The organism is Alkalihalophilus lindianensis, from assembly GCF_032843265.1.
In the GTDB taxonomy this organism is placed as follows: Bacteria; Bacillota; Bacilli; order Bacillales; family Bacillaceae_D; genus Alkalihalophilus; species Alkalihalophilus lindianensis.
Genome location: NZ_JAWJBA010000965.1, coordinates 1 through 239 on the forward strand (window position 1 = coordinate 1; position 239 = coordinate 239).

Below are 239 nucleotides of genomic sequence, written 5' to 3' on the forward strand. Positions count from 1 at the left end.
GAAATCTCTTTCTGTTTTTGTCACAGTAAAATTTGCATATTTTAGCATAGCGATAATGAGAGAAATGATCCATGCTAAAAAAAGGCCGATGAAAACAATAACGGCTATCATAAGGATGTTATGTATCGCCCATTCCTCCAACCCGCCGAAGATCCTTTTATACGGTATAAAATCATCTAGCTGTGAAAATAACGCAAATACAGCAGAAATGACGACCCCAACTCCTCCCGATGTTAAAG

1 pseudogene is annotated in these 239 nt (G+C 38.1%); it reads right to left on the minus strand.

Features of this window, described 5'->3' with window-relative positions:
• Positions 1 to 239: pseudogene (locus RYX56_RS24985) on the minus strand (PH domain-containing protein); the annotation flags it as partial.